This is a genomic window from Virgibacillus kimchii (assembly GCF_055379185.1).
In genome coordinates, this window is sequence record NZ_AP043951.1 from 556,060 (window position 1) to 573,499 (window position 17,440).

18 protein-coding genes are annotated in these 17,440 nt (G+C 41.6%); 17 read left to right on the plus strand and 1 reads right to left on the minus strand.

Annotated elements, in window-relative coordinates:
• Positions 1-23: 23 nt before the first annotated feature.
• The 8 genes from fmt (at position 24) to spoVM (ending at position 7,472) form a co-directional block, all read left to right on the plus strand.
• A complete protein-coding gene (fmt, locus tag ACZ42C_RS02835; protein WP_461181042.1) occupies positions 24-965 on the plus strand; it encodes a methionyl-tRNA formyltransferase in 942 nt (313 codons plus the stop codon).
• The gene (gene rsmB / locus ACZ42C_RS02840) at positions 966-2,315 is read left to right on the plus strand and encodes a 16S rRNA (cytosine(967)-C(5))-methyltransferase RsmB (RefSeq protein WP_461181043.1); all 1,350 of its coding nucleotides are present in this window, start codon (positions 966-968) and stop codon (positions 2,313-2,315) included.
• A 76-nt stretch (positions 2,316-2,391) separates the two neighbouring features.
• On the plus strand, positions 2,392-3,153 hold the full coding sequence (locus tag ACZ42C_RS02845; RefSeq protein WP_461181044.1) for a Stp1/IreP family PP2C-type Ser/Thr phosphatase: 762 nt from the start codon (positions 2,392-2,394) through the stop codon (positions 3,151-3,153).
• The gene (gene pknB / locus ACZ42C_RS02850; protein ID WP_461181045.1) at positions 3,147-5,153 is read left to right on the plus strand and encodes a Stk1 family PASTA domain-containing Ser/Thr kinase; all 2,007 of its coding nucleotides are present in this window, start codon (positions 3,147-3,149) and stop codon (positions 5,151-5,153) included. The genes ACZ42C_RS02845 and pknB overlap by 7 nt, the downstream gene beginning before the upstream one ends.
• Complete coding sequence (rsgA, locus tag ACZ42C_RS02855; protein ID WP_461181046.1) at positions 5,154-6,035, plus strand: ribosome small subunit-dependent GTPase A; 882 nt, start codon at positions 5,154-5,156, stop codon at positions 6,033-6,035.
• Between the two features lie 3 nt (positions 6,036-6,038).
• The gene (gene rpe, locus ACZ42C_RS02860; protein WP_461181047.1) at positions 6,039-6,698 is read left to right on the plus strand and encodes a ribulose-phosphate 3-epimerase; all 660 of its coding nucleotides are present in this window, start codon (positions 6,039-6,041) and stop codon (positions 6,696-6,698) included.
• A gap of 6 nt (positions 6,699-6,704) precedes the next feature.
• A complete protein-coding gene (locus tag ACZ42C_RS02865; protein WP_461181048.1) occupies positions 6,705-7,352 on the plus strand; it encodes a thiamine diphosphokinase in 648 nt (215 codons plus the stop codon).
• A gap of 36 nt (positions 7,353-7,388) precedes the next feature.
• Positions 7,389-7,472, plus strand: a complete 84-nt coding sequence (spoVM, locus tag ACZ42C_RS02870) for a stage V sporulation protein SpoVM (RefSeq protein WP_461181096.1) — start codon at positions 7,389-7,391, stop codon at positions 7,470-7,472.
• 248 nt (positions 7,473-7,720) lie between these two features.
• Here the strand turns inward: spoVM and rpmB are convergent, their stop codons facing one another.
• Entirely contained in the window at positions 7,721-7,909 is a 189-nt protein-coding gene (gene rpmB / locus ACZ42C_RS02875; protein WP_461181049.1) for a 50S ribosomal protein L28, read from the minus strand.
• Positions 7,910-8,142: 233 nt separating this feature from the next.
• Here rpmB and ACZ42C_RS02880 point away from each other — a divergent pair, with 233 nt between their 5' ends.
• The 9 genes from ACZ42C_RS02880 to fabG all read left to right on the plus strand — a co-directional run bounded on the left by ACZ42C_RS02880 (position 8,143) and on the right by fabG (position 17,396).
• Positions 8,143-8,505 carry an Asp23/Gls24 family envelope stress response protein gene (locus ACZ42C_RS02880; protein WP_461181050.1) on the plus strand — a complete coding sequence of 121 codons (363 nt, stop codon included), beginning with the start codon at positions 8,143-8,145 and terminating at the stop codon, positions 8,503-8,505.
• 37 nt (positions 8,506-8,542) lie between these two features.
• Positions 8,543-10,210 (plus strand): DAK2 domain-containing protein, encoded by a 1,668-nt coding sequence (locus ACZ42C_RS02885; RefSeq protein WP_461181051.1) that lies wholly within the window; start codon positions 8,543-8,545, stop codon positions 10,208-10,210.
• A gap of 233 nt (positions 10,211-10,443) precedes the next feature.
• Entirely contained in the window at positions 10,444-11,106 is a 663-nt protein-coding gene (gene sdaAB / locus ACZ42C_RS02890; protein ID WP_461181097.1) for an L-serine ammonia-lyase, iron-sulfur-dependent subunit beta, read from the plus strand.
• Positions 11,107-11,131: 25 nt separating this feature from the next.
• Positions 11,132-12,007 (plus strand): L-serine ammonia-lyase, iron-sulfur-dependent, subunit alpha, encoded by an 876-nt coding sequence (gene sdaAA / locus ACZ42C_RS02895; RefSeq protein WP_461181052.1) that lies wholly within the window; start codon positions 11,132-11,134, stop codon positions 12,005-12,007.
• Between the two features lie 15 nt (positions 12,008-12,022).
• Positions 12,023-14,056: an ATP-dependent DNA helicase RecG gene (recG, locus tag ACZ42C_RS02900; protein ID WP_461181053.1), complete on the plus strand. Its 2,034-nt coding sequence runs from the start codon at positions 12,023-12,025 to the stop codon at positions 14,054-14,056.
• 85 nt (positions 14,057-14,141) lie between these two features.
• Complete coding sequence (fapR, locus tag ACZ42C_RS02905) at positions 14,142-14,723, plus strand: transcription factor FapR (protein WP_461181054.1); 582 nt, start codon at positions 14,142-14,144, stop codon at positions 14,721-14,723.
• Positions 14,720-15,721: a phosphate acyltransferase PlsX gene (gene plsX / locus ACZ42C_RS02910; RefSeq protein WP_461181055.1), complete on the plus strand. Its 1,002-nt coding sequence runs from the start codon at positions 14,720-14,722 to the stop codon at positions 15,719-15,721. The genes fapR and plsX overlap by 4 nt, the downstream gene beginning before the upstream one ends.
• A complete protein-coding gene (gene fabD, locus ACZ42C_RS02915) occupies positions 15,718-16,656 on the plus strand; it encodes an ACP S-malonyltransferase (RefSeq protein WP_461181056.1) in 939 nt (312 codons plus the stop codon). Before plsX ends, fabD begins: the two co-directional genes overlap by 4 nt.
• Positions 16,656-17,396 (plus strand): 3-oxoacyl-[acyl-carrier-protein] reductase, encoded by a 741-nt coding sequence (gene fabG / locus ACZ42C_RS02920; RefSeq protein ID WP_461181057.1) that lies wholly within the window; start codon positions 16,656-16,658, stop codon positions 17,394-17,396. The genes fabD and fabG overlap by 1 nt, the downstream gene beginning before the upstream one ends.
• Positions 17,397-17,440 lie beyond the last annotated feature (44 nt).

Here is a 17,440-nt window from a genome sequence, read left to right on the forward strand (position 1 = left end):
AATAATAAAGAGGAGTTTTAAGCATGAAGAGGATTGTTTTTATGGGAACACCTGACTTTTCCGTGCCGATCCTGCGAGCGCTTGTGGAGACGGAATATGAGGTAGTTCTTGTCGTTACCCAGCCCGACAGGCCCAAGGGGAGAAAGCGTGTTATCACCCCTCCTCCGGTAAAGGAGGAAGCAGAAAAACACAGCATCCCTGTATTCCAGCCGAAAAAACTTAAAAATGATTTTCAGGAAATTATTTCCTATGAGCCGGATCTGATTATTACAGCGGCATATGGACAAATACTGCCCAATGAATTATTGGAAGCACCGGAATACGGATGCATTAATGTACACGCATCTTTACTTCCCGAACTCAGAGGGGGAGCACCGATCCATTATGCTATAGTGCAAGGTAAAAAGGAAACAGGTATAACGATCATGTATATGGTGGAACAATTGGATGCCGGTGATATTTTAACCCAGCGTAAAGTTCCTATAGAAATGAATGATCATGCAGGGAGTCTGCATGATAAGCTGTCTGTCGCCGGTGCGGGATTACTAATAGAGACATTACCGGATTTATTTGCAAATAAGCTGAAACCAATCAGGCAGGATGAGGAAAAAGCGACATTCGCAGCAAATATTAAAAGAGATGAAGAGAAAATTGACTGGACGAAAAGTAATCTGGAAGTATATAACCATATCCGGGGGATGCATCCGTGGCCAGTTGCCTATACAACCTATCAAAAGAAAAATATGAAAATATGGTGGGCTGAAATAGATGATTCTGCTTATGAAGGAACCCCCGGTGAAATTGTGAAAATCATCGATCATAAAGCTTTTATCGTCCTGTGCGGAAATCAAAAAGGGATTCGTATAACAGAGATTCAACCTGCAGGAAAAAAGAGGATGGCTGTAAAAGATTATTTGCTTGGTTCAAGCGAGAGAATCCAAACAGGTACAATAATGGGTGATTAAATGAGTAATTATAAATTAAGAGACAGCATTCTTGAAATACTGATCCGGATTGAAAGGGATACAGGCTACAGCCATCTCCTTATTGATCAGGAAATAAAAGCCCGTGGAATCCCCGTAAAAGATCAAGGCTTACTTACAGAAATCGTCTATGGAACACTTCAGTACAAAATGAGATTGGATTACTATCTGAAACATTTTATCAAAAAGAAAAAGAAGCTGGAGCCGTGGGTAGGCATTCTTTTGCGGATGTCTCTTTACCAAATGGTTTTTCTGGACAGAATACCTGACCATGCCATTATTCATGAAGCAGTGGATATAGCTAAATCAAGAGGGCATAAAGGGATTGCTTCACTCGTAAATGGTGTGCTCAGAAGTGCACAGCGTAAAGGAGTTCCTTCTACTGATCTTATTGAAAATGAATTAGAGCGGCTTGCTGTCGAAACAAGCCATCCGGAATGGCTTGTTCGGCGCTGGGTAAAAGCTTACGGTTATGAAACTGCAAAAGAAATGTGTGAAGCAAACACGACATATAAACCGATTTCCGTTCGCGTGCAGCCATTAAGAATGAGTCGGGAAGAAGCTATTTCATCGTTAACGGAGCAAGGTTATCAGGTCAGTCCTTCCTCCTTTTCCCCCCAGGGAATCATTATTGACGAAGGTAATATTCTAAACAGCAACCTGTTTAAAGAAGGGTTGTTGACGATACAGGATCAAAGTTCCATGCTCGTTGCGGAAATGCTTCGTGTCACACCGGGTATGCGTGTGCTTGATGCGTGCAGTGCACCTGGCGGGAAGGTGACCCATATTGCGGAAATAATGGAAAATGAAGGAAAAATTCATGCTTATGATCTTCATAAAAAGAAAATAAAATTGATTGAGCAGAAGGCACAAGAGCTGCAATTGGATATTATTCAGGCAGAGGCAAAGGATGCTAGGAAGCTGCAGGAAGTCCACCAAAGGGAAAGCTTTGACCGTGTTTTGGTTGATGCACCTTGTTCGGGTCTTGGGGTGATCCGCGGAAAACCGGAAATAAAGTACCATAAAGAGGAAAAAGATATTTATCGCCTTGCGGTAATTCAGCTGGATATACTGGAACAAGTAGCTCCCTTACTGATGAAAAACGGTTTATTGGTTTACAGTACATGTACCGTGGACAAAGAAGAAAATGAAGAAGTGGTGAAACAATTTTTGTATAACAATCCTGATTTTTCCGTTGACCACCGTTTCTTTGATGAGTTGCCTTCCATGCTGAAGACATCTGTCGGGCTGTCTGATTATGGACTGCAGATTTTTCCTCAGTTATTTGAAACGGATGGTTTTTTTCTGACACGTTTCATAAGAAAAAAATAAGTTTTATTGTTCTTTTTAAGACAATCTTATGTCATACTTTATAAAAGTGTATCTGCTGTGAAAAAGGGGTGAAAGGATGAAAGGTCAATTTTTAACTGATCAGGGAAGAGTGCGCAGCCACAATGAAGATGCCGGGGGAATTTTCTATAATCGTGCAGGTCAGCTTTTGGCAATTATTGCTGACGGCATGGGAGGGCATCAGGCCGGGGATGTAGCCAGTCAAATGGCCATATACTTAATGGAAGAAAAATGGGAACAGCAAAGTGAATTGCATTCCCCTGAGGAAGCTGAAAAGTTTCTCTCGACGGTTGTTTCACAAATGAATCACTCCATTTATTCCTATGGTTTGGAAAAACCGGAATGTGAGGGCATGGGAACTACCGTAGTCATTACTATTTGCACACACGAATTTGTAACTATAGCACATATTGGCGACAGTCGATGTTATATGCTTGGTGACTCCAGGTTTACACAATTAACCGAGGATCATTCACTGGTTAATGAACTTGTGCGTTCCGGTCAGATTTCGAAAGATGCCGCTGAACAGCATCCGAGAAAAAATGTTCTCTTAAAAGCGTTGGGGACGGAGGAACATATCACATCAGACCTGGAGTCGGTAAGCTGGGAACAAGGGAATAAACTTTTATTATGTTCTGACGGCCTGACAAATAAACTGTCTGATGAAGAACTGAAAGAACTCCTTTCTTCTGAGATGGAATTGAGGGAAATCGGGGAGAATATGATAGAACTTGCGAATGACAGAGGTGGAGAGGATAATATCTCACTCATTCTGATCCACTATGATGACTCATCGAAGGTTGGTGAAGATCAATGCTGAATGGCCGCCTTTTGAATGAACGTTATCAAATTAAGGAGACCATCGGTGGAGGAGGTATGGCAAACGTATATCTGGCCAAGGATATTATCCTTGAACGGGAAGTTGCCATTAAAGTTCTTCGTCTTGAGTATGCCAACGATGAGGAATTTATTGCCCGTTTTGACAGAGAGGCACAGTCAGCGACAAGTTTATCCCACCCGAATATCGTTAATATATATGACGTAGGGGAAGAAGACCATATTTTGTATATGGTCATGGAATATGTCGATGGGATGACACTGAAAGAATACATATTACAGCAAGGACCGCTTGAGGTCAATGAAGCACTTAATATCATGAAGCAGATTACTTCTGCGATCACACATGCACATGCAAACGGGATTGTACATCGTGATATAAAACCGCAAAATATATTAATGGATTCCCACGGTCAGGTTAAGGTAACGGATTTTGGCATTGCAATGGCACTAAGTGCAACATCAATGACGCAGACAAATTCCATTCTCGGTTCTGTACATTACTTATCTCCGGAACAGGCAAGAGGGGGCATGGCAACCAAGAAATCGGATATTTATTCGATAGGGGTTGTGCTATATGAATTGTTAACAGGCAGACTCCCTTTTTCAGGAGAATCTCCCGTTTCCATTGCATTGAAGCATCTGCAAAATGATACCCCCTCTGTAAGGAGATTAAATCAGGATATTCCGCAGAGTGTGGAAAACATTGTATTACAGGCGATGGCCAAGGATCCATTTCACCGATTTGACACTGTAGCCGGACTGGAGAATGCGCTGGAAACGGCAATGGATCCGGATAGAATGAACGAAGCAGTATACACACCGCCGGTGGAAGCCGGGGATGAAACAAAAGCGATACCAATTATCTCAGATGAACATATGCATGATAACAACCAGGATACGATCGTACATCAAACAAATGCGACAACCAAAAATTTCAGTGATCATAGTGAAAATAAGAATGATACAGTAGGAGCTCCGGATAAGAAGAAAAAGAAGAAAGGGAAAAATAAAAAGAAAAAAAAGAAAAAGTGGATCATTTTACTGATTTTGCTTGTTTTGCTGTTATCCGGAATTGCAGCTTTATTTATTATTCCGGCTATCATACAACCGCAGGATGTAACTGTTCCTGATGTTTCTGAGATGGAATTTGATGAAGCGGTGGAGGAACTGGAAATGCATAATCTGCTGGCAGAAGAAGAGTTGATATTCTCTGATGAAATTGATGAGGGACTGGTAGTAAGATCCGAACCAAGAGCGGGCAGGACAGTGAAGGAAGAATCAACCATTTCCTTATTCGTGAGTCAGGGGAAGGAAACCGTCAGTTTTTCAGATTATGTAGGTAGGGACTTTTCACAGGTGAGAAGGCTTTTGGAAGATGAAGGATTTGAAGTTATTGCCTATGAAGAGTTTTCGGACAGGCCTGTTGGGGAAATTATTACACAAATTCAGCCTAATCCAGACGAAGATGTTGTCCCAAGTGAAACAAGGGTTATTTTTGAGGTCAGCGAAGGACCGGAATTGATCAGCCTAAATAATTTACGGGGGATGACCGAAGAGGAAGCAAGAGAGTATTTGGAAGAGAATAACCTGATTATAAACGTACAGCAGGAAAATTCGGATTCAGTACCGGAAGGAGAAGTGATCAGGCAGGAACCTGGATCAAATACGGAATTGGAAGAGGGCTCTACCGTCACTGTTGTTATATCGACCGGACCGGAAGCGTTGCCGCCGGTGTCGCATACCGTGAATTATACAGTTCCGTTTGAAGCTGATGAAGAAAATGAAGAAGAAACGGTTCGGGTGTATATTGGAGATGTGAATAATGATATTTCAGAAGTATATATAGAAGAGACCATTACAGAAGATACACCATTTGAGTTTACATTAACCATTGCACCGGATGATGAAGGAGAATATACGATTATGCTTGGAGACGATATTGTTACCAATGAAACAATCTCCTACGAGGAAGGTGGATAAATGGCAGAAGGCAGGATAGTAAAAGCATTAAGCGGATTTTATTATGTGAAATCCGGTAATAAGGTATATCAGTGCAGAGGCAGGGGTGTTTTTCGTAAAAACAAAATTACTCCCCTTGTCGGTGATTTTGTTAAATTTGACATTAGTGATGAAAAAGAAGGTTATGTAATCGAAGTTGAGAAAAGGAAAAATGAATTGGTCCGCCCGCCAATTGCAAATATTGATCAGGCAATCATTGTCAGCTCTGCCGTAAAGCCTGATTTCAGTACCAGACTGCTGGACAGATTTCTTGTTTTGATTGAGGCCAGAAATATTAAACCGATTATTTTTATTACTAAATTGGACCTGGCTTCCCCTTCTCTTAAGAAAGAGTTGGAAAGTTTTCGGGAAGATTATCGGAGAATTGGATATGATGCAGAATTATTTTCAGCCAAAGATGTCTCTCAAGCATCCGGTTTACATTTATATTTCCCCGGCAAGGTGAGCGTAATTGCAGGTCAGTCTGGGGTAGGGAAGTCCTCCCTCCTGAATACACTGGAACCATCTTTAGTATTACAGACAGGAGAAATATCCGAAAGTCTAGGCCGTGGAAAACATACAACACGGCATGTGGAATTGGTGGAGGTAAACGGGGGACTGGTGGCGGACACCCCTGGTTTTGGCTCCCTGGAACTTGAGGGTATAGAATTGAATGATTTGGGTGACTGCTTTCCTGAAATTAGGCAGAAGAGTGCAGCATGTAAATTTCGGGGCTGTTCCCATAACAAGGAACCAAAATGTGCTGTTAAGCAGGCGGTGGAAGCGAAAGAAATTCCTTTATATCGATATGAACACTATTTGCGATTTTATGAAGAAATACAATTGAGAAAGCCGAGGTATTAAAAAATGACCAAAATAGCACCATCCATTTTATCAGCCGACTTTTCCAAACTTGGAGAAGAAATTGCCGAGGTGGAAAAAGGAGGCGCGGATTATATTCATGTGGACGTCATGGACGGGCATTTTGTGCCGAATATTACAATAGGTCCATTAATTGTGGAAGCAATCAGACCTATAACGAAGCTTCCTTTGGATGTTCATCTAATGATTGAAAATCCGGATAAATATATTCCGGATTTTGCTTCTGCCGGTGCGGACATCATAACAGTTCACCAGGAGACATGCCTCCATCTTCACCGGACAATTCAGCTTATTAAAAATCACGGAAAAAAAGCAGGTGTTGTTATTAATCCTGCAACACCGGCAGAAACACTTCTTCCAATATTGCCTGACATTGATTTAGTGTTGATTATGACAGTAAACCCTGGATTTGGCGGACAGGCATTTATCGAGAGTTGTGTATATAAAATTGAGCAGGTTGCCTCGTGGAGAAAGGAAATGGGTCTGCAATTTGAAATAGAAATAGATGGCGGGGTAAATAAAAATACGGCAAAACAGTGTACAGTGGCGGGGGCCGACGTACTTGTAGCCGGAAGCGCAGTTTTTAAACAGAAAGACAGACAGGCTGCCATGGATGTCATTCGCCAGGCGGCAGAAAGGAAATAGCGTCATATGCTATCTGTTGGAATAATCGGAAGTGCCCCTGACTCCCTTAAGGATTTTTCGCTGTATAAAGAAAAGGTGGATATCTGGATAGGTGCAGACCGAGGGGCCTTAACCTTAATCGACAGAGGAATCCGGCCTGATTATGCTGTAGGGGATTTTGATTCCATCAATAATACGGAAAAAAGACGAATTAAGGAATTTGCTGCCGCTATGGAAGAATATCCTTCGGAGAAAGCGGAGACCGATTTGGAAATTGCGTTGTTAAAAGCTATGGAATTGAGAGCAGACCGGATTTATTTATTTGGTGTCACCGGCGGCAGGCTTGATCATGAACTGTCAAACATTCAATTGTTATATTCCATTATTACAAAAGGAATTCGGGGAATGATCGTTAACGAAAATAATTTTTTGGAATTGACATTGCCCGGAGAACATCAAATTAGCCAGGACATCCACTACCCCTATATCTCTTTTATTCCGTTCAGCCACGGAGTGGAAGGGCTGACTTTGAAAGGTTTTTATTACCCGCTGAAAAATCAGGACATTTATTGGGGATCCACCCTTTGTATCTCAAACAAGCTTATTAAAAAAAATGGTACTTTTTCCTTTAACGAAGGCATATTATTATTAATAAAGAGTCGAGATGAAATTTAAGGATAAGCTTCGTTTGTAAAAGAGGAGGAAGAACTCATGAAATTTTATACGATTAAGCTTCCAAGGGTGGTAGGTGGATTTGTCAGGGTGATTATCGGGGTTTTTAGAAAAGAAAAATAAAGTTTTTGAGCTTTTGTCAATTTACTTGGCGGAAGCTTTTTTATCAGGCGGAAAGTTTACTCCCACTGAATTTATCGGGGCAATGGGAAGCATGAAAAGTGGGAAATAAAGAATAAAAAAGTCACCTGCCATTTCAGGTGACTTTTCTTTTTACAATGAATATGCATGCTCTCAGAAGAGCCGCTGCTTTTCATAATAAACAATTATATTCATTCATCATTTGTATGGATGTTTTTTTACACCCTTTGTTATACACGCTCTACTTTACCAGATTTAAGTGCACGGGCAGATACGTAAACTTTCTTTGGCTTTCCATCTACCATAATACGTACTTTTTGCACATTTGCTTTCCAATTGCGTTTATTCGCATTCATAGCGTGTGAGCGTTTGTTCCCACTGCGGGTCTGCCGTCCGGTAATAACACATTTTCTAGCCATGTTATCCCTCCTAATCACCATGTGTCAATTAATACTTATACAATTTACCACAAGTGAAAGAATAATGCAATTGATTTTTGTGTTTGATATAAAGAAAAACTGCTTGACAGAATACAAAAAATCGTCCATTGTAAGAAGGGAATTTTAACTAAAATAAGAAGTCTGCTTTTATTCACCATCAATATGTAGTAAAATATGCTTATGTAATAAGAACGTTCAAAAGGGGGATCATTATGTCCATTGAACTTAATACAAATGACGGTCAAGTTACAATAACAAACGAGGTTATTGCAACAATCGCCGGCGGTGCCGCTGTGGAATGTTACGGTATTGTAGGAATGGCTTCCAAAAGCCAAATTAGAGACGGAATAGCTGAAATGCTGAAAAAAGAAAACTTTTCCAGAGGAATTGTTGTCCGTCAGGAAGATGATAAACTTCATATAGACATGTACATAATCGTAAGCTTCGGAACAAAAATTTCGGAAGTTGCACATAACGTACAATCCCAGGTTAAATACACACTCAGCCAATCACTCGGGTTGTCTATTGATTCTGTAAATATATATATTCAAGGGGTACGTGTAGCAAAAGACTGATTTTGCTATTTCTTTTAGCTGTAGAGGAGGAAGGATTGTGACTGTACACGAACTGGATGGTGCCAGGTTATCACAAATGGTTCAGTTTGGAGCACACCATTTATCAACCAACGCCAAGAAAATAGATGCACTTAATGTATTTCCCGTCCCTGATGGAGATACCGGGACCAACATGAATCTATCGATTACTTCAGGTGTAAGTGAAGTGAAAAAACTGGAAAGTGATGATGTTTCCCAAGTGGCGGATGCCTTCGCAAAGGGTCTGTTAATGGGGGCAAGAGGAAACTCAGGGGTTATCCTATCACAAATCTTCCGGGGATTTTCCAAAGGTCTTGAAAACAAATCCCGCGTTAACACGGAGGATATCGCAGCTGCTCTGGAAAGCGGTGTAACCACAGCATATAAAGCTGTTATGAAGCCGGTGGAGGGAACCATTTTAACTGTTGCCAAAGATGCTGCAAACGAAGCGGCAAATATAGCCGAATCCGAAAAAGATGTTATTTCGTTAATGGACAAGGTTGTAACAGCAGCAAAGGAATCCCTTCAGCGAACGCCTGATCTTTTGCCGGTTTTAAAAGAGGTGGGTGTTGTGGATTCGGGTGGACAAGGCCTGGTCACTATTTATGAAGGCTTCCTGGCTGCATTAAAAGGTGAAGAGCTCCCTCAGGATACAGATGGTATAGCAATGGAAGAAATGATCAATGCAGAGCATCATAAAGTAACACAGGATTTTATGGATACCTCGGAAATAGAATTCGGATATTGCACGGAATTCATGGTGAAATTTGAAGAGGACAAAATAAAAGAAAATCCGTTTGATGAAGAAGCCTTTCGCAGCGAATTAAGTGAGCATGGGGATTCTTTATTGGTTGTTTCTGATGATGAACTGGTAAAGGTGCATATTCATGCAGAGTATCCGGGTACCTGCATGACGCTCGGACAGCGTTATGGCAGCCTGATTAATATGAAAATAGAAAATATGAGAGAACAGCATACAGCTCTGATAGATGATCAGAAGCCGGCACCTGCAGAAAAGCCGAAAGAAAAAGCGGAGTACGGGATTATAACGGTAGCTATGGGGAGCGGTCTAAAAGAATTATTTAAAAGCATAGGCGTCTCTCAAGTGATAGAAGGCGGCCAAACGATGAATCCCAGTACACAGGACATAACAGAAGCAATTAAAGAAGCTAATGCAAAAAATGTTTTAATTCTCCCCAATAACAAAAATATTGTGATGGCAGCAGAGCAGGCTGCTGATTTGGCTGAAGAGAACGTGGAAGTTGTGCCAACCACCTCTATTCCCCAGGGGATCAGTGCCATGTTTGCATTTCATCCTGAAGCTGATCTTCAGGCTAACCAGAGAGCGATGAAAGAGGCAAGCCAACAGGTTAAAACAGGTCAAGTAACCTACGCAGTCCGTGATACACGGATAAATGGCATGCTGATCGAAGAAGGAAACTTTATGGGACTGCTTGACGGGTCCATTAAAGCAACACACGAGGATATAACAGAAGCCGTTAAACTGCTGCTGGGTGAGATGATCTCTGAAGATGATGAGATTCTCACCATATTATATGGTGAAGATGCAGAAGAAAAAGAAGTAGATAAGCTTGTTGACTATATTGAAGAGAACTACCAGCACATCGAAGTGGAAGTGCACAATGGCGCCCAGCCAATTTATTCCTATATATTTTCCGCTGAATAACCAAACCGCCGAAATACCGGCGGTTTTTTTGGTATCCGTAACTGCGCTAAATGCTCGTCCCACCGTAAAAAATGTCACTTTTCGGATTTAGTTGAAGTATGTTGGATAAAGGGAAAAGCGCTGGGAAGGTTTACTGCTTGTATACGATGCTTAAATACTCGTTTTTTGATATACTTTTTATGTGTTCGCCTTTTGAAGAAGATAATACAGGACAACAGGACGGTGAGGAGTTTATGAAATATAATTCCGTGTTTGATATTATTGGACCGGTCATGATTGGCCCCTCCAGTTCACATACTGCGGGTGCTGCAAGAATAGGAAAAGCAGCACGGCATTTATTTGGGGAAGAACCAGCATGGGCAAAAATCTACTTATATGAGTCCTTTGCAAAAACGTATAAAGGCCACGGTACTGATTTTGCATTGGCGGGCGGGTTGCTTAATTTTGAAACAGATGACCCGAGAATGAGCAAGGCACTGGAAATAGCCGAGGTAAAAAACATCTCCATTGAATTTATCGAAGACACAGCAGCGGTGGAGCATCCCAATACCGCACGTCTATTGATCGGAAATGATAAACATTCCATGGAATTAACGGGTATTTCCATAGGCGGCGGAAAAGTGGAAATTACGGAACTGAACGGTTTTCAATTACGATTATCCGGTAACCATCCCGCAATTCTCATTATGCATAATGACCGGTTTGGCGCTATTGCGTCTGTCACTGAAATCCTTGCAAAAAATGAAATAAATATTGGCCATATGGAAGTCAACCGTAAAGATGTCGGCAAAGAAGCCTTAATGGTGATTGAGGTCGATCAAAATGTTGATGATATGATAATGAATGAATTGAGAAAAGCCGATCATATTAATCAAATCGCAAAGATTGTCAGCTGATATTTAAATAGAAAGGGGTTTGCCGATGTTTCGAACAGTGGAGGAATTAGTAGCCATTGCAGAAAAGGAAAATGTATTAATATCTGAAGTAATGATAAGACAGGAAATGGAAGTAAAAGAAAAGACACGGGAAGAAGTATTTGCAGAAATGGAAAAGAACCTTAAAGTGATGGAAAAAGCGATCGAGGATGCACTGGATGGTGTAAACTCAGTTACCGGTTTAACCGGTGGAGATGCTGTATTAGTTCAAAAATACATGCAGGAAAACACGCCGTTGTCTGGAAACCTGATGCTTGATGCAGTAAGTAAAGCAATGGGTACCAATGAAGTTAACGCAGCAATGGGTACCATTTGTGCAACGCCTACTGCCGGCAGTGCAGGCTGTGTTCCCGGTACATTGTTTGCTGTGAAAAACCAGCTGAATCCTACCCGTGAACAGATGGTCCGCTATCTCTTCACCTCAGGAGCATTTGGATTTGTAGTAGCTAATAATGCCTTTATATCAGGTGCAGCCGGTGGGTGTCAGGCAGAAGTCGGTTCGGCGGGAGCAATGGCTTCGGCTGCCATTGTGGAAATGGCAGGCGGCACACCGCAGCAATCAGCAGAAGCATTTGCCATTACACTAAAAAATATGCTTGGATTGGTATGTGATCCAGTTGCAGGTTTGGTGGAAGTTCCTTGTGTAAAACGAAACGCTGCAGGTTCATCATTGGCCATTGTTTCTGCAGACCTGGCACTTGCGGGAGTTACAAGCCGGATTCCTTGTGATGAAGTTATTGGAGCCATGTACCGGATCGGAAAACAAATGCCTTCAAGTCTGCGTGAAACAGGAGAAGGCGGGCTTGCCGATACACCAACAGGCCGGCTGCTTAAAGAAAAGATTTTTGGGATGACTGTGTAGAAATGAGGGATCGGATTGCTGAATAATACAGTGTCAACAGTTAAAGGAGTAGGAGAAAAGTTTGCTGAAGATCTAGCTTCAATAAATGTATATTCAGTAGATGATTTATTGCATTATTTTCCTTATAAATATGATGTGTATGAAATAAAGCCACTTAGTGAATTAATTCATGATGATAAAGTAACCATTGAGGGAAGGGTAGTGTCAGAACCTTCCCTTACTTTTTACGGGAGAAAAAAATCACGGTTAACCTTTACATTGGAAGTCGAAAATATAGCTGTGAAAGCAGTTATGTTCAATCGTGCTTTTGCCAAAAAGCAAATTCGCAGGGATGATATATTTACATTGACGGGAAAATGGGATGCCCACAGATTGCAAATCACAGTAAGCCATTATAAAAAAGGTGCAGCGGAAAACGATAAAACAATTAACCCTGTTTATTCGGTCAAGGGTAATATCACGAACGTCAAATTAAAAAAGGTAATCAAGAATGCAATTACCCAATATGAAAAAGCAATAAAAGAACTGCTTCCACCTTACTATTTAAATGCATATAAACTTCCAAATCGACAGGATACCTTAAAGATCATGCACTTTCCTCCGGACAGAACATATCTGAAACACGCCAGGAGAAGATTTATTTATGAAGAGTTTTTACTCTTTCAGTTAAAAATGCAAATGTTGAAAAAGCGAAATAGGGAACAGACAAGAGGAAATGCGCAGCTGTACGATGCTGAGAAAACAAAAGCATTCATCGGCAACTTCCCATTCCGTTTAACCACGGCACAAAATAAAGCATTAACACAAATTTTAAATGATATGGAATCACCTTACAGAATGAACCGGCTGCTCCAGGGAGATGTGGGGTCGGGAAAAACGGCTGTAGCCGCTATTTGTCTTTATGCTGCAGTAACGGCAGGGAAGCAGGGGGCTTTGATGGTACCGACGGAAATTCTTGCAGAACAGCATTTTCAGAGCCTGTCGGAGCTATTTGCAGAAAATGCGAAAGTGGCATTGTTAACCGGTTCTACTAAAGGAAAAAAAAGAAAAGAAATATTGGAGAAATTGGAGAATCACGATGTAGACATCATTATAGGCACTCATGCTCTCATCCAGGAAGACGTCTATTTCAATGACTTAGGCATGGTAATCGTGGATGAGCAACACCGATTTGGTGTGAATCAGAGAAGAGTATTAAGGGATAAAGGTTTGGACCCGGACGTATTATTTATGACTGCGACCCCTATTCCAAGGACTTTGGCAATTACCGCCTTTGGAGATATGGATGTTTCCGTTATTGATGAAATGCCTGCAGGGAGAAAAGCAATTGATACTTATTGGGTGAAAGAGAACATGCTTGAAAGAGTATTGGACTTCATAGAAAAACGATTGGCAAACAATGAACAGGCTTATGTAATTTGTCCTTTGATTGAGGAATCAGATAAACTGGATATTCAAAATGCTGTCGAATTATATGATCAGCTCACAGATTACTATCAATCCAAAACAAAAGTGGGTCTGATGCACGGAAGATTGCCGGCAGAAGAAAAAGATGCGATTATGAAGCAATTTGCGGAAAACAAAATCCAAATTCTTGTATCTACCACAGTGGTGGAAGTAGGAGTCAATGTACCCAACGCAACGGTGATGGTTATTTATGATGCAGACCGGTTTGGCCTGGCCCAGCTGCATCAGCTGAGAGGAAGAGTGGGAAGAGGAGATCAAAAGAGTTACTGTATTTTAATATCAGATCCAAAAGGGGAAGTGGGCAAAGAGCGGATGCGCATTATGACAGAAACCAATAATGGTTTTGAACTTGCCGAAAAAGATTTGCAGCTGAGAGGGCCCGGGGATTTTTTTGGAAAAAAACAAAGCGGTATTCCCGAATTTAAAGTTGCCGATATGATTCATGATTATCGTGCATTGGAGCAGGCCCGGAAGGATGCAGAAGAAATCATTGAGAAGAACCTGCTTGAAGAAGATCCGGATTTCCGCTCATTACATCGGGTCATAGAAAGTGAAGTGTCCCACACAGAAAAATTGGATTAGAGAGACTTGCATTAATAAAAGCGGTATTATATATTACTATTAGTACCTAGTGCTAAAACAGAATATCAATCGGATGGTGTCTGTAATGAAAAGAACAAAAGCAGAACGTCAGCGTTTATTAAGATCTACCATTGAAGAGACGCCTTTTATCACAGATGAAGAGCTCGCTGAGAAGTTTGAAGTAAGCATTCAAACCATTCGTCTGGACAGAATGGAACTATCCATTCCAGAATTACGGCAAAGAATTAAATCAGTAGCGACGAACCAATGGAATGAGACGGTAAAAGCTTTGCCATTGGAAGAAGTTATCGGGGAGATTATTGATTTGGAACTGGACAAGCGGGCCATTTCCATTTTGGACATTGGTAAAGAACATGTTTTTTCACGTAATAAAATTGCCCGTGGACATCATTTGTTCGCCCAGGCTAATTCGCTGGCTGTAGCTGTCATTAACGATGAACTGGCTTTAACGGTGAAATCAGAGCTTAAATTTACAAGGCAGGTAACAGAAGGGGAAAGAGTCGTTGCAAAAGCCTCAGTGAAAGGGCAAAACGAAAAAGGGCTGACGATGGTTGAAGTAAACAGCTTTGTGGACCATGAAAAAGTGTTTACAGGGGTGTTCCAAATGTACCAGTCCAATGAACAGAAAAAGGAGCAGGTTAAATGAGATTAGCAATAGATGCTATGGGAGGGGACCATGCCCCAAAGGAAATTGTATTGGGTGCGGTGGATGCCATCGCCGAAATGAAAGATTTACATATCACTTTATATGGAGATGAAAGTCAAATAAAAAAATATGTGGAAGATACGAAAGGTCTGGATATTGTCCATACCGATGAATTGATCACAGCAGACGATGAACCGGTACGTGCAGTCAGGCGGAAAAAGAATTCCTCTCTTGTTTTAATGGCACAGGCTGTGAAAGAAAAAAAGGTGGATGCATGTATTTCAGCCGGAAATACGGGAGCTTTAATGAGTGCCGGTCTTTTTGTGGTTGGAAGAATAAAAGGGATCGAACGTCCTGCATTAAGTCCCACACTCCCTACTGTGGACGGTAAGGGTTTTCTGCTTCTGGATGTAGGGGCGAACGTGGATGCAAAAGCCAGCCATTTACTTCAATATGGATTAATGGGTTCCATTTATACCGAAAAAGTGAGGTCTATTGCCAACCCGACTGTCGGGCTTCTGAATGTTGGGACGGAAGACGGGAAGGGAAGTGAGTTAACGAAAAAAGCATTCTCACTTATGAAAAATGCACCGATTCATTTTATTGGCAATGTGGAAGCAAGGGATTTGTTTGACGGTGCGGCAGATGTTGTTGTCACGGATGGATTCAGTGGAAATATAGCATTAAAAACCATTGAAGGCACGGCGGCTACTATGTTTTCCTTATTGAAAGAGACTTTTACATCTTCATTAAAGACAAAGATTGCAGCTGGCATGGTGAAAAATGATTTGAAGTCTTTGAAGAATAAATTGGATTATTCGGAGTATGGGGGTGCAGGACTGTTTGGTTTGGCAGCACCGGTGATCAAAGCCCATGGTTCCTCCAACAGAAGAGCAATATATAATGCGATCAGGCAGGCTTCGCATATGGTTGAATATGATGTAACAGAAACTATCCGGGAGACGGTGGAAAAATTGGAATTGGAGGGAAATGAATGAAAAAATTAGCTTTTATGTTTCCGGGGCAAGGTTCCCAGGAACCGGGCATGGGGAAGAGTTTTTACGATCAGGATGAGAGCGTGAAGGCAATATATAATGAAGCAAACCGGCTGTTGGATAAGGATATTACCAAATTAATGTTTGAAGGGCCGGCTGATTTATTGACAGAGACTGAAAATGCACAGCCGGCATTACTGCTCTCGAGTATAGCCGTACATAAATTGTTAATAAAAGAAGGCGTAAAGCCTGTGATGACAATTGGCCACAGTCTTGGTGAATATAGCGCATTGGTGGCTGCAGGATCTATTTCCCTGGAGGAAGCGTTACCATTAGTTGCAGCAAGAGGGAGACTGATGGAAGAGGCTTTTCCTAAAGGACAGGGGACGATGGCAGCTGTTTTGGGGATGAAACAGGAGGAAATTGAAGAGGTAATTGCAAAGGTGGATAAGGGTGCTGTTGATCTGGCCAACATCAATTGTCCGGGACAAATTGTCATATCCGGAGCAAAAGAAGGGGTGGAAGAGGCCGCGGTTTTATTAAAAGAAGCCGGTGCAAAACGTGTACTTCCGCTAAACGTAAGCGGTCCCTTTCATTCCAGATTAATGAAATCCGCAAATAATGCTTTTGCCAAACATCTGGATGAAGTGACGATTAAAGATGCTACCATACCTGTATATGCCAATGTTTCCGCACAACCTGTTACGGGCCGGAAAGAAATAAAGGATTTATTGATAAAACAATTATATTCTCCCGTTCGATTTGAAGCGTCTATTCGAAACATGATGGAAAGCGGAGTGGACGCATTTGTAGAAGTTGGAAACGGCAAAGTATTAAGCGGGCTCGTAAAGAAAATTCACAGGAGAACCAAAACCTTTGCTATCCAGGATGCAGATTCCTTGAACGATTTCTTAACTTGGTATAAGGAGGAAAATTGATGCTGAAAGAAAAAAATGCACTAGTTACCGGTTCATCACGCGGCATTGGCAGGGCCATCGCATTGGAACTGGCAAAACAGGGTGCAAATGTTGCTGTTAATTATGCCGGAAGTAAAGATAAAGCACAGGAAGTAGTGGACGAAATAAAGCAATTGGGTGTCCATGCATTTAAAATTCAGGCAGATGTGTCTAATGAAGCAGATGTAAAAGCAATGATCAAAGAGGTGGTTAATGAATTTGGGTCATTGGATATTCTTGTAAACAATGCCGGGGCAAATAAAGATAACTTAATCATGAGAATGAAAGAGGAAGAATTTGACCACGTTATTAATACAAACCTGAAAGGTGTATTTTTGTGCACAAAAGCTGCAGCGAGATACATGATGAAACAACGGGCAGGGAAGATTGTAAATGTGTCTTCCATCGTCGGTGTCAGCGGGAACCCGGGACAAGCGAATTATGTGGCGGCAAAGTCGGGTGTCATCGGATTGACAAAGACAACGGCAAAAGAATTTGCCACCCGTAATATTCATGTCAATGCAGTCGCGCCGGGATTCATCTCCACAGATATGACAGATGCTTTGTCAGAGGAACAGCAGCAGGGTATGCTGGCCATGATCCCGTTGGATAAATTTGGTGAACCGGAGGATGTCGCCAAAACAGTTCGCTTCCTTGCATCCAGTGATGCAGATTATATTACCGGGCAAACGATACACATTGATGGCGGTATGGTAATGTGAGGAATGCAAGCATGTTACATTTATGGCTTGTATCATATCCATAA

What these genes read in the sequence shown, in the direction of transcription:
- rsgA (WP_461181046.1), top strand. Translation starts at nt 5,154, where the DNA reads ATGGCAGAAGGCAGGATAGTAAAAGCATTAAGCGGATTTTATTATGTG.
- ACZ42C_RS02845 (WP_461181044.1), top strand. Translation starts at nt 2,392, where the DNA reads ATGAAAGGTCAATTTTTAACTGATCAGGGAAGAGTGCGCAGCCACAAT.
- sdaAA (WP_461181052.1), top strand. Translation starts at nt 11,132, where the DNA reads ATGTTTCGAACAGTGGAGGAATTAGTAGCCATTGCAGAAAAGGAAAAT.
- ACZ42C_RS02865 (WP_461181048.1), top strand. Translation starts at nt 6,705, where the DNA reads ATGCTATCTGTTGGAATAATCGGAAGTGCCCCTGACTCCCTTAAGGAT.
- rsmB (WP_461181043.1), top strand. Translation starts at nt 966, where the DNA reads ATGAGTAATTATAAATTAAGAGACAGCATTCTTGAAATACTGATCCGG.
- ACZ42C_RS02880 (WP_461181050.1), top strand. Translation starts at nt 8,143, where the DNA reads ATGTCCATTGAACTTAATACAAATGACGGTCAAGTTACAATAACAAAC.
- pknB (WP_461181045.1), top strand. Translation starts at nt 3,147, where the DNA reads ATGCTGAATGGCCGCCTTTTGAATGAACGTTATCAAATTAAGGAGACC.
- plsX (WP_461181055.1), top strand. Translation starts at nt 14,720, where the DNA reads ATGAGATTAGCAATAGATGCTATGGGAGGGGACCATGCCCCAAAGGAA.
- spoVM (WP_461181096.1), top strand. Translation starts at nt 7,389, where the DNA reads ATGAAATTTTATACGATTAAGCTTCCAAGGGTGGTAGGTGGATTTGTC.
- rpe (WP_461181047.1), top strand. Translation starts at nt 6,039, where the DNA reads ATGACCAAAATAGCACCATCCATTTTATCAGCCGACTTTTCCAAACTT.
- rpmB (WP_461181049.1), bottom strand. Translation starts at nt 7,909, where the DNA reads ATGGCTAGAAAATGTGTTATTACCGGACGGCAGACCCGCAGTGGGAAC.
- fabG (WP_461181057.1), top strand. Translation starts at nt 16,656, where the DNA reads ATGCTGAAAGAAAAAAATGCACTAGTTACCGGTTCATCACGCGGCATT.
- sdaAB (WP_461181097.1), top strand. Translation starts at nt 10,444, where the DNA reads ATGAAATATAATTCCGTGTTTGATATTATTGGACCGGTCATGATTGGC.
- fmt (WP_461181042.1), top strand. Translation starts at nt 24, where the DNA reads ATGAAGAGGATTGTTTTTATGGGAACACCTGACTTTTCCGTGCCGATC.
- fapR (WP_461181054.1), top strand. Translation starts at nt 14,142, where the DNA reads ATGAAAAGAACAAAAGCAGAACGTCAGCGTTTATTAAGATCTACCATT.
- fabD (WP_461181056.1), top strand. Translation starts at nt 15,718, where the DNA reads ATGAAAAAATTAGCTTTTATGTTTCCGGGGCAAGGTTCCCAGGAACCG.